This is a genomic window from Bradyrhizobium roseum (genome assembly GCF_030413175.1).
Lineage (GTDB): Bacteria > Pseudomonadota > Alphaproteobacteria > Rhizobiales > Xanthobacteraceae > Bradyrhizobium > Bradyrhizobium roseum.
Window position 1 is genome coordinate 6,161,536 of the sequence record NZ_CP129212.1, and the last position, 25,885, is coordinate 6,187,420.

Annotated in this window: 25 protein-coding genes and 1 tRNA gene; 10 read left to right on the forward strand and 16 right to left on the reverse strand. The window is 63.7% G+C overall.

All coding sequences use genetic code 11. The features are described from left to right. Window positions 1-393 carry a hypothetical protein gene (locus QUH67_RS29105; RefSeq protein WP_300942941.1) on the reverse strand — a complete coding sequence of 131 codons (393 nt, stop codon included), beginning with the start codon at window positions 391-393 and terminating at the stop codon, window positions 1-3. Between the two features lie 369 nt (window positions 394-762). Here QUH67_RS29105 and QUH67_RS29110 point away from each other — a divergent pair, with 369 nt between their 5' ends. Continuing rightward, window positions 763-1,296 carry a TIGR02281 family clan AA aspartic protease gene (locus tag QUH67_RS29110; RefSeq protein ID WP_300942942.1) on the forward strand — a complete coding sequence of 178 codons (534 nt, stop codon included), beginning with the start codon at window positions 763-765 and terminating at the stop codon, window positions 1,294-1,296. Window positions 1,297-1,331: 35 nt separating this feature from the next. Here QUH67_RS29110 and QUH67_RS29115 read toward each other — a convergent pair whose 3' ends face one another. The 3 genes from QUH67_RS29115 to glgA all read right to left on the reverse strand — a co-directional run bounded on the left by QUH67_RS29115 (window position 1,332) and on the right by glgA (window position 5,418). Then, window positions 1,332-2,273, reverse strand: a complete 942-nt coding sequence (locus QUH67_RS29115) for a L,D-transpeptidase (RefSeq protein ID WP_300942943.1) — start codon at window positions 2,271-2,273, stop codon at window positions 1,332-1,334. An 809-nt stretch (window positions 2,274-3,082) separates the two neighbouring features. After that, window positions 3,083-3,589 carry a hypothetical protein gene (locus QUH67_RS29120; protein WP_300942944.1) on the reverse strand — a complete coding sequence of 169 codons (507 nt, stop codon included), beginning with the start codon at window positions 3,587-3,589 and terminating at the stop codon, window positions 3,083-3,085. Window positions 3,590-3,924: 335 nt separating this feature from the next. After that, window positions 3,925-5,418 carry a glycogen synthase GlgA gene (glgA, locus tag QUH67_RS29125; protein ID WP_300948211.1) on the reverse strand — a complete coding sequence of 498 codons (1,494 nt, stop codon included), beginning with the start codon at window positions 5,416-5,418 and terminating at the stop codon, window positions 3,925-3,927. Between the two features lie 386 nt (window positions 5,419-5,804). Here glgA and QUH67_RS29130 point away from each other — a divergent pair, with 386 nt between their 5' ends. Then, window positions 5,805-6,761 carry a hypothetical protein gene (locus tag QUH67_RS29130; protein ID WP_300942945.1) on the forward strand — a complete coding sequence of 319 codons (957 nt, stop codon included), beginning with the start codon at window positions 5,805-5,807 and terminating at the stop codon, window positions 6,759-6,761. A 116-nt stretch (window positions 6,762-6,877) separates the two neighbouring features. Here the strand turns inward: QUH67_RS29130 and QUH67_RS29135 are convergent. The 4 genes from QUH67_RS29135 to mnmA all read right to left on the reverse strand — a co-directional run bounded on the left by QUH67_RS29135 (window position 6,878) and on the right by mnmA (window position 9,388). After that, window positions 6,878-6,954: transfer RNA gene (locus QUH67_RS29135), tRNA-Met, on the reverse strand. Between the two features lie 117 nt (window positions 6,955-7,071). Then, window positions 7,072-7,437 carry a hypothetical protein gene (locus QUH67_RS29140; RefSeq protein ID WP_300942946.1) on the reverse strand — a complete coding sequence of 122 codons (366 nt, stop codon included), beginning with the start codon at window positions 7,435-7,437 and terminating at the stop codon, window positions 7,072-7,074. A 93-nt stretch (window positions 7,438-7,530) separates the two neighbouring features. Continuing rightward, a complete protein-coding gene (locus QUH67_RS29145; RefSeq protein ID WP_300942947.1) occupies window positions 7,531-8,169 on the reverse strand; it encodes a class I SAM-dependent methyltransferase in 639 nt (212 codons plus the stop codon). Window positions 8,170-8,188: 19 nt separating this feature from the next. Continuing rightward, the gene (gene mnmA, locus QUH67_RS29150) at window positions 8,189-9,388 is read right to left on the reverse strand and encodes a tRNA 2-thiouridine(34) synthase MnmA (RefSeq protein ID WP_300942948.1); all 1,200 of its coding nucleotides are present in this window, start codon (window positions 9,386-9,388) and stop codon (window positions 8,189-8,191) included. 341 nt (window positions 9,389-9,729) lie between these two features. Here mnmA and QUH67_RS29155 point away from each other — a divergent pair, with 341 nt between their 5' ends. From QUH67_RS29155 to flbD, 8 genes are all read left to right on the forward strand, one after another. Continuing rightward, window positions 9,730-11,460 carry a flagellar hook-length control protein FliK gene (locus tag QUH67_RS29155; protein WP_300942949.1) on the forward strand — a complete coding sequence of 577 codons (1,731 nt, stop codon included), beginning with the start codon at window positions 9,730-9,732 and terminating at the stop codon, window positions 11,458-11,460. 11 nt (window positions 11,461-11,471) lie between these two features. Further along, a complete protein-coding gene (locus tag QUH67_RS29160; protein WP_300942950.1) occupies window positions 11,472-12,158 on the forward strand; it encodes a flagellar hook assembly protein FlgD in 687 nt (228 codons plus the stop codon). A gap of 215 nt (window positions 12,159-12,373) precedes the next feature. Beyond that, window positions 12,374-12,649 carry a CtrA inhibitor SciP gene (sciP, locus tag QUH67_RS29165; RefSeq protein WP_002714638.1) on the forward strand — a complete coding sequence of 92 codons (276 nt, stop codon included), beginning with the start codon at window positions 12,374-12,376 and terminating at the stop codon, window positions 12,647-12,649. A 182-nt stretch (window positions 12,650-12,831) separates the two neighbouring features. Beyond that, a complete protein-coding gene (gene fliF, locus QUH67_RS29170) occupies window positions 12,832-14,448 on the forward strand; it encodes a flagellar basal-body MS-ring/collar protein FliF (protein WP_300942951.1) in 1,617 nt (538 codons plus the stop codon). A 1-nt stretch (window position 14,449) separates the two neighbouring features. Then, on the forward strand, window positions 14,450-15,535 hold the full coding sequence (fliG, locus tag QUH67_RS29175) for a flagellar motor switch protein FliG (RefSeq protein WP_300942952.1): 1,086 nt from the start codon (window positions 14,450-14,452) through the stop codon (window positions 15,533-15,535). Beyond that, window positions 15,535-16,161 (forward strand): FliH/SctL family protein, encoded by a 627-nt coding sequence (locus QUH67_RS29180; protein ID WP_300942953.1) that lies wholly within the window; start codon window positions 15,535-15,537, stop codon window positions 16,159-16,161. The genes fliG and QUH67_RS29180 overlap by 1 nt, the downstream gene beginning before the upstream one ends. A gap of 19 nt (window positions 16,162-16,180) precedes the next feature. Beyond that, window positions 16,181-16,531 carry a flagellar motor switch protein FliN gene (gene fliN / locus QUH67_RS29185; RefSeq protein ID WP_300942954.1) on the forward strand — a complete coding sequence of 117 codons (351 nt, stop codon included), beginning with the start codon at window positions 16,181-16,183 and terminating at the stop codon, window positions 16,529-16,531. Between the two features lie 53 nt (window positions 16,532-16,584). Then, on the forward strand, window positions 16,585-17,964 hold the full coding sequence (gene flbD / locus QUH67_RS29190; protein ID WP_300942955.1) for a sigma-54-dependent transcriptional regulator FlbD: 1,380 nt from the start codon (window positions 16,585-16,587) through the stop codon (window positions 17,962-17,964). Window positions 17,965-18,254: 290 nt separating this feature from the next. Here flbD and QUH67_RS29195 read toward each other — a convergent pair whose 3' ends face one another. The 8 genes from QUH67_RS29195 to QUH67_RS35040 all read right to left on the reverse strand — a co-directional run bounded on the left by QUH67_RS29195 (window position 18,255) and on the right by QUH67_RS35040 (window position 25,770). Continuing rightward, the gene (locus tag QUH67_RS29195; RefSeq protein ID WP_300942956.1) at window positions 18,255-19,466 is read right to left on the reverse strand and encodes an LLM class flavin-dependent oxidoreductase; all 1,212 of its coding nucleotides are present in this window, start codon (window positions 19,464-19,466) and stop codon (window positions 18,255-18,257) included. A gap of 147 nt (window positions 19,467-19,613) precedes the next feature. Next, window positions 19,614-20,330, reverse strand: coding sequence for a NapC/NirT family cytochrome c (locus tag QUH67_RS29200; protein WP_300942957.1), 717 nt, complete (start codon window positions 20,328-20,330; stop codon window positions 19,614-19,616). Between the two features lie 7 nt (window positions 20,331-20,337). After that, window positions 20,338-20,796 (reverse strand): nitrate reductase cytochrome c-type subunit, encoded by a 459-nt coding sequence (locus QUH67_RS29205; protein WP_300942958.1) that lies wholly within the window; start codon window positions 20,794-20,796, stop codon window positions 20,338-20,340. Next, complete coding sequence (gene napH, locus QUH67_RS29210; RefSeq protein WP_300942959.1) at window positions 20,793-21,734, reverse strand: quinol dehydrogenase ferredoxin subunit NapH; 942 nt, start codon at window positions 21,732-21,734, stop codon at window positions 20,793-20,795. Before napH ends, QUH67_RS29205 begins: the two co-directional genes overlap by 4 nt. Further along, the gene (napG, locus tag QUH67_RS29215; RefSeq protein WP_300942960.1) at window positions 21,731-22,498 is read right to left on the reverse strand and encodes a ferredoxin-type protein NapG; all 768 of its coding nucleotides are present in this window, start codon (window positions 22,496-22,498) and stop codon (window positions 21,731-21,733) included. The genes napH and napG overlap by 4 nt, the downstream gene beginning before the upstream one ends. A gap of 17 nt (window positions 22,499-22,515) precedes the next feature. Next, on the reverse strand, window positions 22,516-25,065 hold the full coding sequence (gene napA, locus QUH67_RS29220; RefSeq protein WP_300942961.1) for a nitrate reductase catalytic subunit NapA: 2,550 nt from the start codon (window positions 25,063-25,065) through the stop codon (window positions 22,516-22,518). A 14-nt stretch (window positions 25,066-25,079) separates the two neighbouring features. Continuing rightward, the gene (locus QUH67_RS29225) at window positions 25,080-25,427 is read right to left on the reverse strand and encodes a chaperone NapD (RefSeq protein ID WP_300942962.1); all 348 of its coding nucleotides are present in this window, start codon (window positions 25,425-25,427) and stop codon (window positions 25,080-25,082) included. After that, the gene (locus QUH67_RS35040; RefSeq protein ID WP_407080364.1) at window positions 25,420-25,770 is read right to left on the reverse strand and encodes a 4Fe-4S dicluster domain-containing protein; all 351 of its coding nucleotides are present in this window, start codon (window positions 25,768-25,770) and stop codon (window positions 25,420-25,422) included. Before QUH67_RS35040 ends, QUH67_RS29225 begins: the two co-directional genes overlap by 8 nt. Between the last annotated feature and the right edge of the window lie 115 nt (window positions 25,771-25,885).

Consider the following 25,885-nt stretch of genomic DNA (forward strand, 5'->3'; position numbering starts at 1 on the left):
TCACCTCTCAGTTACAGTGCGATCACCATATATGATCAAGCCGGGTCTGCCCGAACCATCTTCAAATACAACATAAACTCCCCAATCCTTAAATGAACTGGCAAGAACTGCGCGAACCTGTTGTTCGACTTCATTCGACCAAAACCGTGGATGCGCAACACAAACCTTGTGATAATGGCCACCCCAATCATCATCAACCAGCCAATAGTCGCCCTGCGGATCTGATGGACTGTTTTCTCCAAAGCGGGACAAAGCATTCAGCAACTCGTTGTGAAGCACTAACCATTGCTCTTCTCTAGTTGTCATAGGCAACTTTCTCGGCAAGCTGGTCGCTGCGTCCGGTTGGAAACCTTTGGTATACCCCTCTAAAACTTCTCTCGTATGGATCCTCATGTTAAATGTCCGCAACGTTGGCTCCTGCTTTTGCGCGGGCAATCTACGTGGTCCTGCCGCTGCCCGCTCTACCTGAGCGGCTACGCCGCGCTATTCCTTTCGAACTACATGCTATGCTCCGTAACTCTCCGACAGCTTGCGCTTGATCGAGCTGCGCGATCCGGAAATCCGCCGCTGTGACTAAATCTATCGGCGACGCGCTCTCGCCGCCCGCGGATGCGTTCGTCAAGCTGCTGCGCCAACGCGCCGCACGCGGCGGCGGCTGAATTTTCTTCACGCGAATTCCACTTTTTTTGCGACCGCCGCCGCGCGTTGATCAAATGTTGATCCCCTCATGGCAGCCTTGGAAAGTCGAGGAGACGTCGAACCATGAAACGCTTGCTGATTCTGCTGTCCCTGCTCGCCATCGTCGCCGTTGTTGCACCCAAGAGTCCGAAGCGGCTTACGTATACCAACGGCACGGCTTCGGATGTTTCGCGCCACCCCGAGCCGGTCCACACCGTGCAGATCCGGCGCGGCTCGAACGGGGACTTCGCCGTGCAGGCCAAGATCAACGGGATTGCCGCACCGATGGTGGTCGATACCGGGGCGACCTCCGTCGTCCTGACGTACGAAACCGCAAAGGCGCTTGGCCTGCCGCTGGAACTGCTCGAATACAACGTGGATGTCCAAACCGCGAGTGGCCAGACCAAGGCGGCGCGGCTATGGCTCGACCGGATGGCGATCGGAAAACTGGTCGAACGCTCCGTGCAGGCGCTGGTGGTGCCGCGCGGCCAGATGAAGACCAATCTGCTCGGCATGAGCTTTCTCGATCGGCTCGACGGTTTTGAAGTGCGCGCCGACCACCTTGTGATGCGCGGCTTCCAGGAGCCGGTCGACTTACGCAGCGACCGCCGCAGCTGATCTCACAGACGTCAGACTCTGTGACCTCCGGCAAATTATCTGCATGGATTGCCCGACGCCCACCACTTCCATCGGGAAGCCCCACCCGTCCAGCAGGATGCAGGCAGAACCTTGATGCCGGAATTCGCCGCCGCTGGTTCTGGATTCGATCGTTCCGCGATCTTCGGTCCTTCGGCGGGCCTCGTTCTGGGACGAGGCTCGTACGATTCGTTCGACCGCGCGGCACCGATCGTCATTTCGGCATCGCTTGGCGCTCTGGGCGCGCGCGGCGGATTGGCGGGCGGCCTGGCATCCGCGATTAATCGACGATCCGCCTGCGGCGGCGCCGGAGGCCTGGCCGGCAACGCATTGTTCGCAGCGCTCAGCCGCGTGCGCTGTACAGGAGGCTGTGCAGGCGCCAGATTTGGCATCTCGTCAGCGGTGAGCGGATAACGCACTCTCCTCTGCGGCGGCGGGCTCAGAAGCGGGGGCGGATTCATGGGCGGCGGCGGGTTCATGCCCGGTCCCGCAGCGACCTCTCGCCGCGGCAATGGCGGCTCCATGGGGCGGCCCTGGTCGGTGACTTCGATGGTCGTCCGGTTCGGACCTTCGAGTTGCACGAGGTCGAACAGGATGGCGGCGTGATGGGGGTGCAAGCGCACGCATCCGTGCGATGCAGGCCCTCCCAGCCGATCGATCGCGTAGCTGCCATGGATCGCGTAGCCCTTGTGGAAGAAGATCGAGAACGGCATCGGCGAATCGTAATACGCGGTGGAGGACCAGTTGCGCTCAAGCCGCTGCGGCGCGAAGATTCCGTTCGGGGTTTGCGTGGCTTCGCGGCCGGTGGATACGGGCCACATGAAGCGAATGTATCCGTCCTGAATGACGAACATCCGCTGCGTCGCCTTGTCGACGAGGATGTCGAGCTTTGCGTCGGCGCGTTCGATGCTGATGAACCATGCCAGCGTCGCTGCTATGATAACCGCATGGCTACGCATGACGAACTCCACCGAATCGTGCCCTGTGGATAGAGCCGCTGAATCGGGGTGTTTTCTTGGCTAAAGTGCGTGTGAAATCTGCGCGCGCGATGGCGACTCACTGCGAGATCGCAAACTACCTGCACGGCCAATAGTTTGCGACAGGTGCGAATCGTTTACCTTGTTTCGAATCGCCCATCGCAGCGAACTCATCCAATCGCCGCCCGCCACAACAATGCCGGATATGCGACGAACCAGCGGCGGAATCACATCATTGCTCGGTCAAGCGGAGCGCGGCGCGTCTGCCGAGGTCGCGGCAGACGCGGGAAAAAGCTCCGCACCGCGCGTTGTGGCATCGTCACGCCCGGCCGAACGCGCAAAAACGCAGTCCGGCCTTGAAACGCTCCAACTAATGCCCTGAAAAATTCGCGAAGCGGGCTTACGCGAACGCAGCGGGCGTCCGGTCTGATGGCAGTGATTCCAATTCACTCCATCGCCACGATGAAAGACATCCGCGTTGCGCGTGTCGGGCGGAGCCGTGGCCTTGAGCGTGCGACAGGATCTTGCACCCTTGCCGCGTGATCATTTGGCAAGATCTCGAGCATTTGTCGTAGTCCGGGGAGATATCCGCAGTGAACTTTGGCTTTGTTGCTTCGCTCATTGTGATCATCTTCGCGGTTATCAGCGTTTTCATCGAGATACCGGTCGTGAGCAACTATGCCTTCTGGTTCGCCGTCGGCGCTTACATCATGCTAGCGGGCACGCGGTAACAGCAAAAGCCCGGTCTCTCGACCGGGCTTCCTCTTTCAATCTCCGGGAATGCTTGCGACCTAGTAGTAGTCGCTCTCGTTCGAGATCGGCACCGGCGGTCGCGGCCGATCATCATATCCATATCCCGACCTGTCGTATCCGTCGGCATACGGCAATGACCAGCGACGCCCGACACCGCCGTAACCGTACGGCCTCGAATAGTTTCGATAAGCTCCATAGCGCGGATAGCCGTAATGGCGGCGATAGCCGTACGGAGAATAACCGTAGTGGCGGCGATAGCCGCCATACCCATAGCGCCGCTCGACATATTGGCGTTCGATGTAACGGCGCTCGTAAACCAGGCGCGGCCCGCACGAATGACATCGGTGGCGGTAGACCGGGCGATACGGCGGGTAATAGCGGTAGGCCGGATAGCCGCAACGATAGGAACACGGATAGGAAGAGTCGTAGTAGCCGGCTTGCGCAGGTGCTGCGACTGAAAACAAACCGAACAATGCGAAGACACCCGCAACGATCAGCGCCAATCGGCTACGGACAGGCGGGCCGGCGGTAACTGTATTGTTCATCACAAACTCCAACATGCGCGCTGATCGAGCCATCGTTGTGACGAAAAAATTCCGACCAAAGTGCGACGGGTCGCACGCGCAACGCGGCAGGCAAGCAGGCCTTCCCTTGCCATCGCTGATGAATGCGACTTGTGATCTTGCGACGCGCGCACCGCGACGATTGATCTAAGTGAAAGCAACCACGAAGATTTCCGCAAGATAGCCGGCACCCGGCGTTGTCAAAACGGACTGCCGCAATCGACGTTAACCATCATTCGTATTTTGCGGAATTTTCCCGACCGGCATGGCATGCGATGCCCTGGCTCGAAGTTCCATTCGAAGTGCCCGCGCGAACGCTAGGCGACCTTCTCCTGCGGCACTTCGATCAATTCGCCGTAAAGATCGGCATAGCGCCTCGCCGGATTGCGCCATGAAACGTCGGTCGACATGCCGTTGCGCTGAATCCGTCGCCATGCGGCGACGTCGTGAAATGTCGTGCATGCCCGCTGGATGGTATCACCGAGATTTTCTGCGTTGACGGGTGCGAACTTGAATCCGGTCTGTCCGCCGCCGGTGGTAGCCAGATCGTCGACGTCAACCACCGTGTCTTCCAGACCACCGACACGCGAGACGATGGGAACCGTGCCGTATCTCAGCGCACAAAGCTGCGTCAGGCCGCAGGGCTCGAAGCGCGACGGCACGACCAGTGCATCCGCGCCGGCCTGAATCAGGTGGGCCAATCCCTCGTCATGCCCGATCATGACGCTCACCTGCCCCGGATTGGACTGTGCGGCCGTACGATAGCGATATTGCAGGCTGCGGCTTCCACCGTTCCCCAGCACGACCAGTTGCATTCCCTCGCGCATGATCGTCGGGAGATTTTCGAGCAGTAGATCGACGCCCTTCTTGCTGGACAGATGACCGATGATTCCGAGCATGAATGCATCGGGCGCCACCTGCAGGCCGAGCCGCCGCTGCAAGGCCGCCTTGTTGATCGCGCGATTGTGCAGCACCTCGGTCTCGAAACCGCTCGACACATCCGGATAGAAACAGCCGGGGATGTGAGGGTCCGTCGACGGATCCCACACCGAAATATCGATGCCGTTGAGGATTCCGCTGAGGTCGCATGATCGCTCGCGCAGCAGGCCAGCGAGTCCCATGCCGCCCTCATCGCTCAGGATTTCCCTGGCGTAGGTCGGGGAAACCGTCGTGATGCGATCGGCGAAATAAAGACCGGCCTTCAAGAATCCGATCCGTCCATAATATTCGACGCCGTGCATGGCGAACGACTCGGGCGGCAGATCGATCGCGGCCAGCATCTCCTGCGGAAAAACCCCCTGGTAGGAAAGGTTGTGAACCGTCATCACCGTCGCCGGCCGCTGCCGATCGCTATAGTGCATGTACGCCAGGGCCAGCGCGCCGTGCCAGTCGTGGGCATGGACGACGTCAGGGACAAAGGACGGGACGAAGCCAAGGCCGATATCGGCGGCGATGCGCGCCAGCGCGGCAAAGCGCAACGCGTTATCAGGCCAATCCATTCCGTCGGCCCGGACATAAGGGTTGCCGGGACGCGCGAACAAATGCGGCGCGTCGAGAACGAAAAGGCTGAGTTCAAACGATGTCGCCCGGAGCAGGCGCGCCTCTGCGCCGAAAAAATTCGGCAGATGAATCACACCATCGACCTGCCCGAGCGAATTTATCACGCCGGGGTATCCCGGGATGATGGTGCGGACCTCGACGCCCTCCGCTTTCAGGCTGATCGGAAGGGCGCCGGTAACGTCGGCGAGTTCGCCGACCTTGATCAAGGGAAATATCTCCGAAGCGATCGAAAGTACGCGAAGAGACTTCATCATCTAGCCCGACGATCAACGACCGCGCGATTACGCAGACTCACTATGCAGATTCATCAATGCAAGAATCATAGCTTTCGAAGTTGTCGACATTGAGTCCGGGAACCTGTTGACGCTGGAGCAGACTGCCGACGCTGCATGACGCAAACCGCATCGCAGCTGCGATGTCGCGCCGTAGTCTCGACGACAGTCGCGAAAGACAGCTTCGCGCCATTGCTTGCTTTTCCCGATTAGGCGAGCGCCGGCGGTCATTCGCTGCGGCCGGCGCATCAACGGCCACATGGCCGGCCGCGTGGTCGGCCACTCAGCTGGCCATCTTCATGGATTCATCCTATCATCTCTGCTCACCAAGAGAGCAGCTTGCCGAAACTGTGGTGCAACCAGTCGTGTCGCAAGAGAGAGGGCTGACGGCCGACGCGGCTGCCGCCGGAAGAGGTTTTGCGATGATCACCGACATGGCTTCCCTGAAAAAGGCCATGGAGCAGATGGACGCGGACGATGTCGTGGCTGCCGAGGCCGCCAAGGACCGCGCCGCAAAAATCCTTGCCGACGCCAGGCTGAACTTCTCGAAATTGGCCGAGTTGATCGAGCAGCGCCGGTTGCTGCTGCGGCCCAGTATCGTGGCCAACATCAAGAAAATGGATCAACCCGAGATGCTCAGCGACCCGGCCTTCCGCGCCGCCGCTGCTTCACTGCGCAGAGAAGGCCAGAGCTTTCGCCAGATCGCCGAAGCGCTCGAACTGAACGGCGCAACCGGCCCGCGACACGAGGCCACGGCGCTGCGGAACGAGGTGCCGTATCGGTTGGAGCCGATTGGGCTTTGGCCGCGGACCCAGACGATTGCCATGCGCATCATCTCCTATCCCCTCCGACATCCAATCCGCTTCCTCACCATCGCCCTGCTCGCGGTTCTGCTGTTCAACGGCTTGCGCGATCTCACCGGGCTCGGCCGCCGGGTTTCGGGATATGCCGGCGGCGTCAGCGCCGCCCGCGAGCGCTGGGATGCGCTGACGTCGTCGGTGAGTTCGTTCTTCGAGAAGCGACTCACGCCAGCATCCAAGGAAGCTGCGGCGCCGCCGACGCCTGCCACCCCCACCCCGTCGCCCTCGCCTGCCAACCCGCCGCCATCAGCCGCGCCGTCGACCGGTCCCGCCGTCACGCCGGCACCTGGCCCAACGACAACTGTTCCGCCTTCAAAGCCGGCAGCGAAAGATCGCCGGCAAGCGGCGCAACGGCGCACGCTCGAGGAATGGGTGCCACCGGAGATTCGCCGCAGATCCCGGGTGGCCGGGCCGTGCATTGGCGGCATCGGCGGCTGCTACTGGGGCGGTGGTCATTATTGACCGTCCGGCACGGACGTTCAGAAGATGATGGATTGAAAGCCGCTTCGTGGGGCGGATCAGCACGCGCCGAGCAGTAATATACGTTGCCTGTGTATGCGGGCTGGACAATGGAAAGATGGTAGCGAGAGAGGGACTCGAACCCCCGACCCCAGGATTATGATTCCCGTGCTCTAACCAGCTGAGCTACCTCGCCACGGTCCAACGGCGCGGCGCAATGTGCCGCTATCCCTCGAACGCGCGGCATATAAGGAGTGGGTCGCGGGCCTGTCAAGCAAAGCCGGAGGGTTGGCCGGGCATCCGCAGAATGACGCTATTTCGGCCGGATTGTGGGATCGCCGCCGGGGCTGCCGGGCGGCGGAATCACGGGTGTCTTGCCGGTGTCGGGTGCCGGCGCGTGCATTTCGGGATCGACGCCTGCCGGCGGGCACAGCACACCGTCCGCGCGGGCGAGTTTGTCGCCGAGCGGCTCGGCGCGCTGGCCGGTGGTGGTACCGTCCGGAACCGCGGCGCCAGGATTCGGCTTCGGCTGCATCGGGGCGCAATTCACCGCGCGGTCGGGCGAAGGGGGCGCGGTCTTGGCGGGCGGTGTGGCCGGGCTCGGCGGGGCTTGCGCTATCGCGGCATTCGCGGTCGCCAGCAGCACACATGAAACAAGAAGGGCGGATTTTGTTGCCATAAACAGAAAACGGCCTGAGCGCGCAGATGTTCCGCAGTCAAACTGCGCCCCTTGCCTCACACGCGCTTTTGACGGCGAAAAACGCGACGCTTCTTACGACTTACGATAACGGATCAGCGAAAAATGTCCCATCGGCGGCATCGGCCGCCGCTCCGTCAAGGTGACGCCGCCATGCTTGGCGGCCCAATTGGTCAGCCGTTCCCAGGGGAATTCCGGCCGCCAGCCGAGCCGGCGCGCCAGCGGCGCGAACGCCAGTTCGAAGACGCGGCGCGGCCCGCTTTCGGCGCCGATGTGATTGACCAGAATCAGTTCGCCGCCGGGCTTCAGCACGCGGATGAAATCATCCAGCGTGCGTTCCGGGTCCGGCACCGCCGTGATGACATATTGCGCCACCACCGCATCGAAATACGAGTCCTTGAACGCGAGGTTCTTGGCGTCCATCACCGCCAACGTTTCGACATTGCTGAGGCCGAACTCGCGCACGCGCTTGAGCGCGCGGCGCAGCATCGGCTCGGAAATATCGACGCCGCATAGTTTCGTGTTGCGCGAGTATTCCGACAGCGACAGCCCGGTGCCGACCCCGACGTCGAGCACGCGTCCGCCGATCTTGTCGGCCTCCGCGATCGTCGAGCGGCGGCCTTCGTCGAATACTTTTCCGAAAACCAGATCGTAGACAGGCGCCCAGCGCCCATACGCCTTTTCGACCCCCTCGCGGTCGATGTCCGCAGCCATTTCCCCCGCCCCGATCCTTTTAATAAGTACGCATCACCTCGGCGAGCGAGGCAGTCTTTTCCTGCGTCCCTGCCCTCGCCGCAACCCTCGCCGTCGCGCTCTTGATGAATCCGCCGCCGAGCACGCGGGCCTGTCCCTTCGGGGCGTCGTAAAACACGCAGGCTTGACCGGGCGAAACGCCCTCCTCGCCGGCAACGAGTTCGACCTCATACTCCCCATCGACCGCGCGCAGCCAGGCCGGCTGCGGCGGGCGCGTCGAACGCACGCGCACGAACATCTCGATGCCGTCGCCGATCACGCGCTCCAGCGCGCCGTCGCCGATCCAGTTGACGTCGCGCAGGCGGATCCGATCCATCCGCAACGCCTCGCGCGGCCCGACCACGACGCGGCGGCTGGCCGCATCGAGCCTGACGACGTAGAGCGGCGAACCGGCGGCGATGCCTAATCCCTTGCGCTGGCCGACGGTAAAATGAACGATGCCCTGATGACGGCCGATGACGCGGCCATCGAGATCGACGATATCGCCGGGCTCGATCGCACCGGGCTTGAGGCGGCCGATGATATCGGTGTAGCGCCCGGTCGGCACGAAGCAGATGTCCTGGCTGTCCTGCTTGTCGGCGACTTCAAGGCCGAAGCGCCGCGCCAGTTCGCGCGCCTGCGGCTTGGTCATGTCGCCGAGCGGAAAGCGCAGATAGTCGAGCTGCTCGCGCGTGGTCGCGAACAGGAAATAGCTCTGGTCGCGATCGGAATCCGCGGCGCACACCAGCGCGCGCGATCCGTCGGCGAGACGGCGCGAGGCGACATAATGACCGGTCGCGAGCGCATGCGCACCGAGTTCGCGCGCGGTCGCGAGCAGGTCGCGAAACTTGACGGAGCGGTTGCACTCGATGCACGGCACCGGGGTTTCGCCGAGCGCGTAGCTTTCGGCAAAATTGTCGATCACGGATTCGCGGAAGCGGCTCTCATAGTCGAGCACGTAATGCGGGATGCCGATCCGCTCGGCAACGTTGCGCGCGTCGTGGATGTCGCGGCCGGCGCAGCAGGCGCCCTTGCGGTGGGTCGCCGCGCCATGGTCGTAAAGCTGCAGCGTGATCCCGACCACATCGTAACCTTCGGACTTCAGCAGGGCCGCCGTCACGGAGGAATCGACACCGCCGGACATGGCGACCACGACCCGCGTATCCTGCGGGCGGCCTTCGAGATCCAGATTGTTTCGCATGCCAGGGGTCATCGATTTCAATTGCTAGCGCCTGTGGCCCGCGGCCGGGTTAAAATGCCTTTTATTATAAGGCTTTACAGCTTCACGCGGCCCTCCCGGACCGGATCGGACGCCGTTCTTTAATATAGTCCGCTTTCCCGCGAGGCAATCAGCCGATCCCCAATTTGGAGCCTATCCAGAGCGGCAAATCTTGCCGCCGGGCAGAAAAGGGGGTCGCCATCAGCCCCCGCAATTTTACTGCCCACTCCAACAAACCATTGAAAATATTATGTATTTTTCGTCGCGGCGGCTGGCCCGCTCCTTGCTGATTGATAGCCGAGAGCTCAGCGCGAGGATCGCCCGTGGTCAGTGTCACGTCAGAAGTATCGGCAAACACATCTTTTCAGAACGCGGCGGCACGCTCCGCCCGGCCGGATAGCGAGCCGTCCGCCGGAAACGACAGCTTTGCGGCGCTGGTCGACAGCAATACGTCCGCCAGCACCAATGATCGCCGCGCCCAGGACAACACGCCGTCGATGCGCCGCGCGGACGACACCCAGGCCGCGTCCGGTAACCGCGCGCGCGATAATGCGGCCGCATCCGATCGGGCAGACAAAGCCGCGCGCAACGATTCAAACGATCGCAACGCCGCCGCCGACGCCCGCGGCGACAAGGCACGCAATGACAAGGCGCGCGACGACAACAACAACGTCGAAGCCAAGGCCGATGCCGACCGCAAGACGGACGCCGACGCCAAAGCCGAGGCCACCCGCCGCGGCAAATCGAAGACCGACGCGGCGAAATCCGACGGCACGAAATCCGAAGAGACGCAAGCCGCATCGACCGACGCTTCCGCGGCCGCCGATCCGGCCGAAGCCGCGCAGGCCGCAACGGCCGTGGTGACGGCCGACGCCATCGCCGTCGTCATCCCTGCCGCCAACGCGCCGGCTGCGACGCCCGCCGTGGCGCAAGCAACGGAAACGGCCGCCGCTCCGCTGGCGATCGCTGCCGCTGCGATCGCAGCCTCGGCTTCGCTCGCCGCCGAGACGGCGCCGGCCACGCCCGCCGCGGCGACGCCCGGCACTGCCACAGCCGAGCCCGAAACCGCGACGACCGCGCAAGGCGACGCTGCCGCCAAGACCGCCGCACAGGGCAGCGCTGCACAGGTCATTAGTGTTGCGGTCACATCCAGCGAACCGTCCATCGCGAGCGGCGCCGTCCAGGCCGCTTCCATGGCCGCGACGACGCCCGCCGCAACCAAAGCCGCCGCGCCGCTCAAGAACCCGGATCTCGCCAGGAAGAGCGCCACGACGGCCGTCGAGCTGGCCGCCTCCACCGACGCGACCGATACAACTGCGCCCGCTGCAACGCCCGCCGCGGATACGGTTGTGCCCGACGTCACCGCGCCGACCGAAACCAGCGGCCAGCCGAAATCCGGGCATGGCGTCGCCGATGGCGCCAAGGTCGATGCGTCGGGCAATTCCGTCACCTCGCCGACCGCCAATCCTCAGACCAATTCGCACCTTGTCGCGCCTGATGCGGGCCAGACGCCGGTCAACTCCGCCGTTAACGGCGTACATGCCGCCGGCGCGATCCAGGCTCAACACATCACCCCCGCCACGACGCTGGTTGCCGCAAGCCAGCTCACCGCGACCGCCGCGAGCGGCGCGCCGGTGCCGGTGAGCGGGCTTGCGATGGAAATCGCCGCTTCCGTCCAGAGCGGCAAGACCCGCTTCGAAATCCGGCTCGATCCCGCCGAACTCGGCCGCATCGACGTCCGCATCGATGTCGACCGCCACGGACAGGTGACGTCGCATCTGACGGTCGAGCGGCCGGAAACGCTGTCGATGCTGCGCCAGGACGCCAACCAGTTGCAGCGTGCGCTGGATAATGCCGGGCTTTCGACGGGCAATGGCGGTCTTCAATTCAGCCTGCGCGACCAGTCCTCGCAGGGCCAGAACGACGGCAACCAGTCCAACCCGAATGCCCATCGCCTCGTCGTCAGCGAGGAAGACAATGTTCCGCCCCACGTGGCCGGCCGCGGCTACGGCCGCATGCTCGGTTCGAGCGGCGGCATCGACATCAGAATTTAACGGAGAGTGTCATGGCAGTTGATGCAACCATGCCGACGACGGTCGTCTCGGCACCCGGCACAGGCAGCGCGACGAGCAACAACACCGCGTCGGAGAAGACGACGGGGATCGCGGATAATTTCCAGACCTTCCTGACGCTCCTCACCACGCAGCTTCAAAACCAGAATCCGCTGGATCCGCTCGACACCAACCAGTTCACCCAGCAGCTCGTACAGTTCGCCGGCATCGAGCAGCAGCTCAAGCAGAACGAGCAGTTGAAGTCGCTGGTAGAGATCGAAAAGAGCGCGCAGGCGACCCAGGCACTGGTCTATGTCGGCAGCAAAGTCGCGGTCGACGGCAGCAAGGCGCAGTTTGACAAATCGGCGACCTGGAATTTCCAGTCGGACAAGGACACCAGCGCGACGATCACGATCACGAACGCGGCGGGACAGACCTGCTACAGCGGCAACTTCGCGCTGAAGCAGGGCAGTTCCAGTTTCGTCTGGGACGGCAAGGGTAATGACGGCGTGCAGTATCCGGCCGGGACCTACACCCTGACTGCCACGGGCAAGGACAGTTCAGGCAATAGCGTGGCGATTTCAACCGAAGTCCAGGGCATCGTCGATTCCGTCGACCTGACCGCCTCCCCGCCGCTGCTTTCGATCGGCGGCCAGACCTACACCACCGACAAGATCAAGCGGGTGGTGCGCCAGACCTGAGGCCCAAGCCGGCGCGCCATCGGCTCGCTCTGTTAGAGCAAAGTCAGATCAGCAATCATTGATTGTGTCCACGGGCGTCGCGGGGCGCCCGGCGCGGCATATTTTTTGTTCATTTCAGGGAGAATCGCATTGGAGTCGTAGGCTTAGGCAATTTTTAAGCCGACGGGCGTAAGTTGCTACCGTGAGTTCAGTGGTTGAGAGTTTGTGAGTACGCCATGACAGAACCCCATCGCCCGAGGGTAAAATACGTCATCGGGCCTGACGGTAGTCCGTTAACAATTGCCGACCTGCCCGCGCCCGGCACCAAACGGTGGGTTATCCGCCGCAAGGCCGAAGTCGTCGCAGCGGTCCGCGGTGGCCTGCTCTCCCTCGAGGAAGCCTGCAGCCGTTACACGCTGACGGTCGACGAGTTCCTCTCCTGGCAGTTTTCGATTGATCAGCATGGCCTGGCCGGCCTGCGGACCACCCGGATCCAGCAATATCGCCAGTAAGCTCTCCCGACCCGAAAGATTTGATGAAAACCGGCTTCGTTTTGCGAAGCTGGTTTTTTTCATGCTTGAACAATTCGCGCCGGCCTTAACGGTTGTTAACCATATCGAAACCATCCCCTAGGCAATAATTGCCCAGTCGGTCCCCGATACGAATCTTGGGACCGAATCCCTGGGGGCGGTTGGTGCAAGGTCTCGTTGGTTTTCTGCAGAGCCTCGGTGCGGCACGGCTGATGGCGATGGTCGCGGTCACGACCGCGCTGATCGGATTCTTCGGCTTTGTCATCATGCGCGTCACCACCCCGCAGATGACCACGCTGTTCACCGACCTCGCACCCGAAGATTCCTCCTTGATCATCAAGGACCTGGAGCGCCAGGCGATTCCCTTCGATATCCGCAACGAAGGCGCGGTCATCATGGTCCCGAAGGACAAGGTGACGCGGCTGCGGATGAAGCTGGCCGAAAGCAACCTGCCCAAGGGCGGCAGCGTCGGCTACGAGATATTCGACAAGTCCGATGCGCTCGGCACCACCAGTTTCGTTCAGAACATCAACCACCTGCGCGCGCTGGAGGGCGAACTCGCCCGCACCATCCGCGCCATCGACCGCATCCAGGCCGCCCGCGTCCATCTGGTGCTGCCGGAACGGCCGCTGTTCGCCCGCGAAGCGCCAGAGCCGTCGGCCTCGATCGTGGTGCGGGTGCGCGGCAGCCTCGAACCGCAGCAGATCCGCGCCATCCGCCACGTCGTTGCCTCCGCCGTCAACGGATTGAAGCCGCAGCGGGTCTCGATCGTCGACGAAGCCGGCCGGCTGCTGGCCGACGGCGCCGGCAAGGAAGGCGATAACGCGGCCGGCGACGAGCGCCGCACCGCCTTCGAGAAGCAGATGCGCAACGAGGTCGAGGCGATCGTCTCCTCGGTGGTCGGCCAGGGCCGCGCCCGCGTCCAGCTCACCGCCGACTTCGACTACAACAAGGTGACCCAGACCTCGGACAAATTCGATCCCGAGGGCCGCGTGCTGCGCTCCAGCCAGACCCGCGAGGAATCCTCCGCCAGCGCCGGCGACGGCGGCCAGGTGACGGTCAACAACGAGCTTCCCGGCAACCAGGCCAACGCCACCGCCGCCGCCCGCGACCAGAGCAAGAAGAGCGAAGAGACCAACAATTACGAGATTTCGCGCACCACCAAGACCGAAGTGACCGAGGCCGGCCGCGTCAACCGCATCTCGGTCGCGGTGCTGGTCGACGGTGCCTACACCAAGAACGACAAAGGCGAGATGGTCTATCAGGACCGCAGCAAGGAGCAGCTCGATCGCATCGCCACCCTGGTCCGCTCCGCGATCGGTTTCGACCAGAAGCGCGGCGACCAGGTCGAGGTCGTCAACCTTCGCTTTGCCGAAGCGCCATCGGTGCCGCCGGTGATGGAGCCGACCGGCCTGCTCGGCATGCTGCAGTTCACCAAGGATGACGTCATGTATGTCATCGAACTCGGCGTCATGATGCTGCTCGGCCTCGTGGTGCTGTTCCTGGTGATCCGCCCGCTGGTCAAGCGCATCCTGGCCGCCGAAGTCGTCCCCGGACAGGCCGATTCGCTGCCCGCTTTGACCGACGGCACGCAGGAAGACGGGTCAGGCCAGGCCCTGCTTCCGGGCACCAGCGGCGCCGCCCAATTGATCGACGTCGCCCAGGTTCAGGGCCAGGTCCACGCCCAGGCCGTGCACCGGGTCGGCGAACTGGCCGAACGCAATCCGAACGAGACCGCCTCCATTGTTCGTCAATGGCTGAGCGAACCCGCCGAGAGCTGACATGGCCGCCGCACCGAACGCCTCAAACGCCAACGATATCACCACCGTCATCTCGGCGCTGGCAAGCCGTCAGGCCGGCCGCGCCAAGGGCAAGCCGCTGAGCGGCCCGAAGCGCGCCGCCATCCTGATGCTGGCGCTCGGCGAGCAGTATGGCGGCAAGGTGTGGGCGCAGCTCGACGACGACGAGGTGCGCGAATTGTCGATCCACATGTCGACACTCGGCACCGTCGAGGCCGACGTGGTGGAAGACCTGATGCTGGAATTCGTCTCGCGCATGTCGGCCTCCGGCGCGCTGATGGGCACCTTCGACGCCACCGAGCGGCTGTTGCAGCAATACCTGCCGACCGACCGTGTTTCCGGCATCATGGACGAAATCCGCGGCCCCGCCGGCCGCAACATGTGGGAAAAATTATCCAACGTGCAGGAAGAGGTGCTCGCCAACTACCTCAAGAACGAATACCCACAGACCATCGCAGTGGTGCTGTCGAAGCTGAAGCCGGAACATGCCGCGCGCGTGCTGGCGATTCTCCCCGAGGATCTGGCGCTCGACGTGGTCGGCCGCATGCTGAAGATGGAAGCGGTGCAGAAGGAAGTCATCGAGCGCGTCGAACAGACGCTGCGCACCGAATTCATGTCCAACCTGTCGCAGACCCGCCGCCGCGACGCCCACGAGGTGATGGCTGAAATCTTCAACAATTTCGACCGCCAGACCGAAACCCGCTTCATCACCTCGCTGGAAGAAGAGAACCGCGAATCCGCCGAGCGCATCAAGGCGCTGATGTTCACCTTCGACGACCTGATCAAGCTCGATTCCGCCTCGGCGCAGACGCTGATGCGCAACGTCGACAAGGACAAGCTCGGCATCGCGCTGAAGAGCGCCAATGAGGAGGTGCGCGGCTTCTTCCTCGGCAACATGTCCTCGCGCGCCGGCAAGATGCTGATGGACGACATGGCGGCGATGGGACCGGTGCGGCTGCGCGACGTCGACGAGGCGCAGGCGCTGCTCGTCAACATGGCCAAGGACATGGCGGCGCGAGGCGAAATCACGCTGACCAAGAACCGCGCCGACGACGAATTGGTGTATTGATGGCCGCGCCCGCAAAATTCCTGTTCGACACCGACTTTGCCGCTCCCGACAAGACGCGCGAACGCGCCGCCACGAGCGCCGAGATCGCCGAGAAGGTCGCGGAGGCCGAAGCGCGTGCCTACCGCGCCGGCTACGAAGCGGCCCAGCACGAGGCGAAGGTGGAAAGCGATCGCCGCGCCGCGCTGGCGCTGGAGGAGATCGGCATCGCCATCCGCGGCATCGCCTCGCGCTTCTCCGGCATCGAGACCAGGATGGAGACCGAGGCGGTCGACGTTGCTGTGGCGGTGGCGCGCAAGCTGTGCAGCGAACTGATCGTCCGCGAACCGCTCGGCGAGATCATGGCGCTGGTCAGCGACTGCTTCTCGCATCTGGTCGCGACCCCGCATCTCGTCGTCCGCATCAACGACCAGCTCTACGATGCTGCCCGCGAGAAGATCGAGCGGCAGGCCGCCCAGAGCGGCTTCGAAGGCCGGCTCGTCATTCTTGCCGAACCCGCCATCGCCACCGGCGACTGCCGGATCGAATGGGCCGACGGCGGCGTGGTGCTGGAACGGACGGCCATCGAATCGAAAATCAGCGAACTCGTCGGACGCTATCTGGCGTCCCGCGGTCAGGCCGCAACGTAAGGGCCATGAGGACTGAACCATGAGTGACACCGACGCACAGGTACCGCTACCCGACCTCAACGCCGCGGACGCACCGCCAATCGACGACCTCGCCTATAATGAGGACGAACAGGCTTCGCGCATCGCCGCCGACCTCGAGGCGGTGTTCGACGTGCCGGTGCAGGTTTCGGCCGTGCTCGGCCGTTCCAAGATGGACGTCGGCGAGCTGTTGAAGCTCGGGCCCGGCACCGTGCTCGAACTCGACCGCCGCGTCGGCGAAGCCATCGACATCTACGTCAACAACCGCCTGGTGGCGCGCGGCGAAGTGGTGCTGGTGGAAGACAAGCTCGGCGTCACCATGACGGAAATCATCAAGGCGGAACGCAACTAGTAATTTGGCGATACGCGCCGAAAGCGGCGCGAACAGACGGACAGGAGATCAACATGCGGCTTCTCATCGTTGGCACATTGAAGGGCCAGCTTACGACCGCCACCAAGATCGCGATGGAAAACGGCGCATCGGTCACCCACGCCGAGGCGATCGAACAGGCGATGGCCGTGCTGCGCGGCGGCAAGGGCGCCGACCTGCTGCTGGTCGACGTCGCGCTCGACATCCGCGACCTGGTGATGCGGCTGGAAGCCGAGCACATCCATGTGCCGATCGTGGCCTGCGGCATCTCCAACGACGCCCGCGCTGCGGTCGCCGCGATCCACGCCGGCGCCAAGGAATACATCCCGCTGCCGCCCGATCCGGAGCTGATCGCCGCGGTGCTCGCCGCCGTCGCCAATGATTCACGCGACCTGATCTACCGCGACGAAGCCATGGGCAAGGTCATCAAGATCGCGCAGCAGATCGCGGGCTCGGATGCCTCGATCATGATCACGGGCGAATCCGGCACCGGCAAGGAAGTGCTGGCGCGGTACGTCCATTCCCGCTCCAACCGCGCCAAGCGGCCGTTCATCTCGATCAACTGCGCGGCGATCCCGGAACATTTGCTCGAATCCGAATTGTTCGGCCACGAGAAAGGCGCCTTCACCGGCGCCATCGCCCGCCGCATCGGCAAGTTCGAGGAGGCCACCGGCGGCACGCTGCTGCTGGACGAAATCTCCGAGATGGACGTCCGCCTGCAATCGAAACTGCTGCGCGCCATCCAGGAGCGCGTGATCGACCGCGTCGGCGGCACCAAGCCGGTGCCGGTCGATATCCGCATCATCGCCACCTCGAACCGCAACCTCGCCGACGCCGTGCGCGAAGGCACCTTCCGCGAGGATCTGCTGTTCCGCCTCAACGTCGTCAACCTGAAGATCCCGCCGCTGCGCGACCGCCCCGCCGACATCCTCGAACTGGCGCAGCATTTTGCCAAGAAATATGCCGACGCCAACGGCGTGCCGTTGCGGCCGATCTCGGCCGACGCAAGGCGCGTGCTGACCTCGAACCGCTGGCAGGGCAACGTCCGCGAGCTGGAAAACACCATGCACCGTTCGGTGCTGATGGCGCAGGGCGACGAGATCGGCCCCGAGGCGATCCTGACCCCCGACGGCGACCGCCTCGACCTCGCCAAGACCGTCCCCGCCGTGGCGCACGCGACCCTTGCCGCCGAGCAGGTCACGCGAGCGCTGGTCGGCCGCACCGTCGCCGATGTCGAGCGCGACCTGATCCTCGAAACGCTCAAGCACTGCCTCGGCAACCGCACCCATGCCGCCAATATCCTCGGCATCTCGATCCGTACGCTGCGCAACAAGCTGAACGAATATGCCGACGGCGGGATTCCGATCACGCCGGCGGGCGCGGGGGATCAACAGCGGTTTGTGGTGGCGGGGTAGGATGCACGGGCAAGCCTGCTCGCGGCCCCTCGCCGTTCCGGAATGGTCCGAAGGACCCGACCCGGAATGACGGGACCTGCGAATAGCTCGGTGCGTCGGGTTTTCGAAAAATGCGGATGGGATCGCCCGGCGTGAGATCAGGCCGCGTCCAGAGCGCGTAAGCATACAGCGCAAGATAGGCGATCGCGATCGCGCCTACGCCGTAGAACAGCCAAATTCCGATCCGCTTCATGCGCCGCTTTTAGATCGGCGCCCCGGCAAAAGCGAGGCGCTTCAGGGCGCAACAGCGCCTACCCCGCCGCCACCTTCTGCGGCGCCGGCGCCACATTCACCGCCAGCTTGCCGTAACGGTCCTTGAAGGCCTCGGTGTCGATCTCCTCGAGCTTGATGGCGCCGCTCAGCACGCCTTTCTTCCACGCCTCATGTTCGGGATCGTTCTGGAATTCCGGCATCACTTCCTTGCCGAACAGTTCGAGCGACTCGCAGATGTGCTCATGGGTATTCTTGCCGGCCTGGTTGAGCAGGATCACCTGGTCGATATGGGAGGCGCGGAACCGCCGCAGCTTTTTGCGGATGGTTTCCGGCGAGCCGATCAGGCCGCCACGCAGCGCCGCCTCCTGCGCTTCCGGGTTCTCGCGCTTCCACTTGTTGTACTCGTCCCACATGTTGACGGTGCCGGGATCGGGACGCTGCCGGTTCTGCGAGGCGCCGTAGAAGCGCAGCGCGAACTGGAAGAAGGTGGCGCCGTCGGCGCGGCGGCGCGCTTCCTCGTCGGTCTCGGCGCACATGAAGAACGACACCAGCGCCATGTTCGGGTTGATCACGTAATCGGCGAGCTTCTTCAGCCGTTTTGTAATCGCGTTGTAATAGGCATGCACCCAGGCATGCGCGGCGTCCGCGCTGACGAACTGGAAACCCAGCGCGCCAAAGCCGTTCTCGCCGGCACGCTCGATGGTCTGCAATTGCGAGCAGGCCATCCACAGCGGCGGATGTGGCTTCTGCACGGGCTTCGGCACCACGTTGCGCAGCGGTATATCGAAATACTTGCCGTGATGCTCGGTGCCCACCTTGGTGAACATCGGGAAAATCGCCTGGACGGCTTCCTCGAACACCTCACGCTTGGTTTCCATGTCGCGGCCGAACGGGGTCAATTCGGTGATGGACGCGCTCTCGCCCATGCCGAATTCGCAGCGGCCGTTCGAGAGCAGATCGAGAACTGCTACTTTTTCGGCAACGCGCGCGGGATGGTTCGTGGTGAGCTGGAAGATGCCATGCCCGAGCCGGATGTTCTTGGTGCGCTGGCTGGCGGCGGCGAGAAAGGATTCCGGGGCGGGCGAGTGCGAGTATTCCTCGAGGAAATGATGCTCCACCACCCAGGCGTGGTCGTAGCCGAGACGGTCGGCGGTTTCGAGCTGCGTCAGTGCGTTCTGGTAGAGCCGGAGTTCGTCGCCCTCTTCCCATGGGCGTGGCAGCTGCAGTTCGTAGAAGATCCCGAATTTCATGATCTCTCTCCCGCGACGATCTTGTTGTTGTCGTCAGTCTAACCGTGCGGGTGATTGAGTCCAGAGCTCGGCAATTCCGCTTGGCGGGAGAACTGGCAGCCCGCGCAAGCGGCGGGTCGCCCCTTCAGGCCGGAACCCGATGCACTCCTATCGCGCCGCCTTCGCCCGGGCGACGTCGGCGTCCTGGAGGAAATCGATCAGCTTCTGCAGCGGCCCAACCTGATCGATGTTGTCGAGCATCTCGCGATAGGATTCCTGCGCTTTCGGCGGAAGCTTGTGGGCGATTCCCTGATGGCAATCGATGCAGGTCTTGCCTTGCGCGAACGCCGTCTGGTGCAGCTTGGAGGCCCGCGGCTCCTGCGCCGCGTACTCCATGTGATCAAACTTGTGGCAGTTGCGGCATTCGCGCGAATCCGTGGTCTTCATGGCGCGCCATACGTTCTTGGCGAGGTCGAGGCGATGCGCGTTGAATTTCTCCGGCGTATCGATGCTTCCAAGCGCCTTGTGATACAGCTCGTTCGATGCCTGGATCTTGCGGACAACCTTGTGCCCCCATTCCTTCGGCACGTGGCAGTCCGGACAACTCGCGCGCACGCCGGTGCGGTTCGAGTAGTGCGGCGTGTTGCGGTACTCGGCGTAGACGTTGTCCTTCATCTCATGACAGGAAATGCAGAACTGCTCGGTGTTCGTCGCCTCCATCGCCCAGTTGAAGCCGCCCCAGAAGATGACGCCGGCGACAAAGCCGACGATGATGATCAGGCCCCAGGCGAAGCGCGCCGTCGGCGAGAGGAACCAGCGCCGGAGCCTGGCTACCAGGCCTGGCCGCGGGGCTGCCGGAGCAGCGGCGGTGTCGGTATCGGCCATTATCGCCTCACTTCGCCTGCGTCGCGTTCTTGAAGATGTTGCCGACCAGCGGCTTGGCGTCGGCCTGCGGCACGTGGCACTGCTGGCAGAAATAGCGGGTGCCCGCGACCTTATCGAGCCGCACGCCCTGCCGGTCGACATAGTGCGTTTCGGAAATCTTCGGCGCGTTGACGCGCGCATTGCCGGGCCAGTCATGGCAACCCATGCAGGCATTGTTCTCGCTGCTGATCTGATAGCCTTCGACCTTGTGGGGAATCAGCGGCGGCTGCTGGCGATAGGCTCGGTCAAAGCCGCCGGCCGGCACCGATTGCTTGCCGACGTCGGGAGCGGACGACGTATCGGTGAGCGGCGCCTCACGCAGGCTTTTTGGCGCCTTGGCCTCCTGGGCCTGCGGCCCGACGGCGACAAGAGGCGCGAGGATCACGGCCAGCGTCGTAACCAGTGGAATGAATCGGACAAGCTTCATGGGGCGACCCTTTCAGGACTGCGACGTGTTGGCGCGACTTGCGAAGCAGAAGCTGTCACCGTCGCGGAATTGGTGGGGGCCACGCCGCTGCGTGCGCGCAGGCCCAGATTGAACACCCGCTTGGAGCAGACATCGATGCAGGCGCCGCACAGCGTGCAGTCGCCCGACGCAATGACAGGGCTCGTGCCGGACCGTTCGCCCCTGAGCGCGGGGCTGATGACGTGCGGTTCCGGGCAGACGGCAAAGCAGTCCATGCAGTCGTCGCAGGCGGCGCGGTTATCCGCAGCCACGCGCAGCAACGACACCCTGCCGATCTGGCCATAGAATGCCCCGACGGGGCAGAGATGGCCGCACCAGCCGTGCTTCGCCACGAAGAGATCGAAGATGAAGATCGCTCCGGCCCCACACGCTCCAGACCAGAGGCCAAAGACGAGCGCGCGATGCAAGGCGGTGATTGGATTGATGAGCTCCCACGCCATGGAGCCGGACACGGCGGACGCTGCCAGCACGCCGACGACGAAATAGAGCCGCAGTTCGGGGCGAACCTTGGCCGTGTAGGTGATGCCCAGCCGGCGCCGCAGCCAGGCGGCGAGATCGGTTACCGGGTTGACCGGACAGACCCAGGCGCAATAGCTGCGACCGCCGAGCAGCAGATAGCTGCCCAGAACGATCGCCGTGCCGAGGATCGCAACGCCCTCGGGCCAGTGCCGCGCCGCCAGCGATTGCAGGAAAATGAAGGGATCGTTCAGCGGCAGCACGCCAAGCGTCATCGACGAGGCCAAGGTGCCTTTCGCGATCCAGATGCCGAACAGCGGCCCCGACAGGAACAGGGCCAGGAACGACAGCTGGCTGATCCGGCGCAGCACCAAAAAACGCGTCGATGCCCAAAGGCCCTTCTGCGCACGCGCTTCACGATATGGCCTGGCGTTGGCGGTCATGGCGCGCCTCCCGCGTCGGGCTTGCGCACCGGCAGCTTGAGCGGCGCATCGACGAGCGGGGCGCCGGACTTTTTCTTCTCTTCCCAGCCGCGGAGATAGTGCTCGTCCTGCTTCAGCGCGGCGATCTCGATCGGCAGCACCTTGATCGCGGCGTCGTTCAGCACGCAGGATTTCTCGCATTTGCCGCAGCCGGTGCAGTATTCGGCATGAACCACTGGCTCGAAAATCGCGTGCCTGGCGGTGCGGGCGTTGTGCGAGGTCTCCAGCGTGATCGCCTTGTCGATCGCAGGGCACACCCGATAGCAGACGTCGCAACGCAGCCCCTGCAGATTGAGGCAGGTCTCGCGGCTGGTGATCACGGCCACGCCCATTTTCGCCTTCGCGATGTCGGTGAGCGAATGGTCGAGCGCGCCGGTGGGGCATGCCTTCACGCATGGAATGTTGTCGCACATCTCGCAGGGCACGTTGCGCGCCACGAAGAACGGCGTTCCGACTGCCGGACCGTCCGCCCAATCCGAGAGATTCAAGGTGTCATAGGGACAGTCGCGAACGCAGAGGCCGCAGCGCACGCAGGCGGACAGAAACTGTTTTTCCGGCAATGCGCCGGGCGGCCGCAACGTTTGCGCCGGCTTTGCGCGGGAGGACACGCCGAACCCGGTCAGCATCGTCGCGGCGACGGCGGCGCCGCCGCCGAAACGCGCCATCTCCTGCAGCGCCTTGCGGCGCCGCGGATCGCCCGGATTGCCTGCCCCCGAATCCGCCATGGTCCATTGCATCCGGATCAGGCGCTAACCACGCGGCAGGCGCACTTCTTGAAGTCCGTCTCTTTCGAGATCGGGCACGTCGCATCAAGCGTGAGCTTGTTGGCGAGTTGACTCTCGTCGAAGAACGGGAAGTAGACGAGCCCGCGGGGCGGCTTGTTGCGTCCCTTGGTCTCCACCCGCGTCACCACTTCGCCGCGACGGGTCTGGATCTTGATCGGCTGGCCGCGCAGCAGCTTGCGATCGGCCGCGTCGTCCGGATGCATGAACAGCGTCGCCGCCGGCACGGAGCGATGCAGTTCGGGCACGCGGCGCGTCATCGAGCCGGAATGCCAGTGCTCCAGCACGCGGCCGGTGCACAGCCACAGGTCGAATTCCTTGTCCGGCGACTCGGCGGCCGGCTCGACCGGGCAGAAGATGATGCGCGCCTTCTTGTCGGGCTTGCCGTAGAACGAGACGCCTTCGCCCGGCTTTACGTAGGGATCGTATCCTTCGCGGAAGCGCCACAGCGTTTCCTTGTTGTTGACGACCGGCCAACGCAGCCCGCGCGCCTGATGGTACTGCTCAAAGTCGGCCAGATCGTGCCCATGGCCGCGACCAAATTTGGCGTATTCCTCAAACAGGCCCTTCTGCACGTAGAAGCCGAAGGCCGCACTCTCGGAGTTGTCATAACCCTTCTGGCATTCGGTGACGGGGAACTTGTTCACCTCGCCATTGGCATAGAGCACGTCGAACAGGGTCTTGCCGCGCCATTCGGGCTTCTTGGCGATCAGTTCTTCCGGCCACACTTCCTCGAGCTTGAAATGCTTCGAGAACTCCATCAGCTGCCACAGGTCGGAGCGCGCCTCGCCCGGCGCCTTGACCTGCTGCCGCCAGAACTGCGTGCGCCGCTCGGCGTTGCCATAGGCGCCTTCCTTTTCCATCCACATCGCGGTGGGCAGGATGAGGTCGGCGGCCAGCGCGGTGACGGTCGGATACGGATCGGAGACGACGACGAAGGCGGCCGGATTGCGGTAGCCTGGGTAGCCTTCCTCGTTCATGTTCGGGGCCGTCTGCATGTTGTTGTTGCACTGGACCCAGTAGGCGTTGAGCTTGCCGTCCTTCAGCATGCGGTGCTGCTGCACGGCGTGATAGCCGACGTTGCCCGGCAGCGTGCCTTCGGGGAGCTGCCAGACCTTCTCGGTCTCGGCGCGGTGCTTGGGATTCGTAACGACCATGTCGGCCGGCAAACGATGCGAAAACGTGCCGACCTCGCGCGCGGTGCCGCACGCGGACGGCTGGCCGGTCAACGAGAACGGACCGCTGCCCGGCTCCGCGATCTTGCCCGTGAGCAGGTGCACGTTATAGATCATGTTGTTGGCCCACGTGCCGCGCGTGTGCTGGTTGAAGCCCATGGTCCAGTAGGAAATGATCTTCTTCTTCGGATCGGCATAGAGCTTGGCGAGCCGCTCGAGCTTCTCCTTCGGTACCCCGGACGCCTTGGCGGCGTAGTCGAGCGTGTATGGCTCGAGCAGCCTCTTGTATTCGTCGAGCCCGATCTTGTCCTTCATTCCTGCCGGATCCAGCGCGCCGTCCTTGCCCGCCTTGTGCGAGGCGTTTACTGCCTTCACTTCGAGCGCGTGCGTTGGACGCAGCCCGTAGCCGATGTCGGTGACGGTCGAAGCGAACTCGATATGCTTTTCGACGAAATCCTTGTTCATCGCTCCCGAGTTGACGATGTAGTTCTGGATGTAGTTGAGGATCGCAAGGTCGCCGTGCGGCGTGAACACCATCGAATTGTCGGCCAGTTCGAACGAGCGGTGCTCGAAGGTCGACAGCACGTGCACTTCGCAGCCTTCATGCGTCAGGCGGCGGTCGGTGAGACGCGACCACAGGATCGGATGCATCTCCGCCATGTTGGCGCCCCACAGCACGAACGCGTCGGTTTGCTCGATGTCGTCATAGCAGCCCATCGGCTCGTCGATGCCGAACGTCCGCATGAAGCCGGCGACGGCCGAGGCCATGCAATGGCGCGCGTTCGGGTCGAGATTGTTGGTTCGGAACCCCGCCTTGAGCAGCTTGGCGGCGGCATAGCCTTCCCAGATCGTCCACTGGCCGGAGCCGAACATGCCGACCGATGACGGGCCATTCGCCTTCAACGCGGCCTTCCATTTCTCGGCCATGATCTTGAAGGCGTCGTCCCAGGAAACCGGCGCGAACTCGCCGTTCTTGTCGAACTTGCCGTTCTTCATGCGCAGCAGCGGCTGGGTCAGCCGGTCCTCGCCATACATGATCTTCGACAGGAAATAGCCCTTGATGCAGTTGAGACCGCGGTTCACCGGCGCATCGGGATCGCCCTGGGTCGCAACCACCTTGCCGTTCTTGGTGCCGACGATGACGCCGCAACCGGTGCCGCAAAAGCGGCAGACGCCCTTGTCCCACCTGATGCCGTCGGTCTTGCCGGTCTGAGCCCCCGCCGTGTCGGGCAGCGTGACTCCGATCGTCGCAGCGGCAGCGACCGCAGCCGCGGCCTTCAACGCCTCGCGACGCGTGGTCTGTCGTTCATGGGTATCGGTGGATTGGTTGTCCATCGTTCGCTCTCCGCTTAACGAATCTCTGTCGGTCCGGTTGACACGCGATGTCCGGTGCCTGCACCGCACGCCGCATTGTCTTCGCAAGGATTGTCGTCAAAGGGCTCGGCCCCGCCGTCCGCCTCATCGACCGCATGGAAGATCAGCGAGGCGGCGACCACGCCGGGCATGCGATGAATGGCCGCAATCTGATCGATCGCCATGCTTGTCGGCGTGTCGACGACGGTCGCCGCCAGCCTTTGCTCGCCGGAGGCCGCCTGCAGCTCGACGCCCGGCAGCGCCTGTATTCTGGCCGTAAGATCCGCGCCGGCGCCCGGTGCGAGATACACGGCAACACCGCAGATGTTCTGGGAATTAGCCATGACCGGCCACCAGCCTCGCCACTTCGGATGCGAGCTCGGCCCGCTCGCGGGGCAGCATCGCGATCGCCTCGACGGGACAGACCGGGGCGCAGTCCCCGCAGCCCGTGCAGGCCGCGGCATCGATGACCGCTCCCTTGCGTTCCCGGGCGGGGATTCGAATAGCGGAGTGGTCGCAGACTTCCGCGCAACGCCGACAGCTCACCCCGTGTCTCTCGACGCAGATGTTCGCGGTGGAGACGGTCGCCACGAGCCTCGGCTGTTCACAGGCGCTTGAATCGACCGCGGCATCGGCGGGCGCCGAAGGAAAAAAGGCCGACAATAATGCGCGTCGCGACACTGGCATGCTTTTCACGAGCTGAAGCCCGTGCCCCCAAAAGTTAGCGGAGAGGGTCGCACAGATGCGCGAATCCCCGGGGGACGCCGTTGTCCTGGAACATGTCTAAACGGGCCTCCACCGC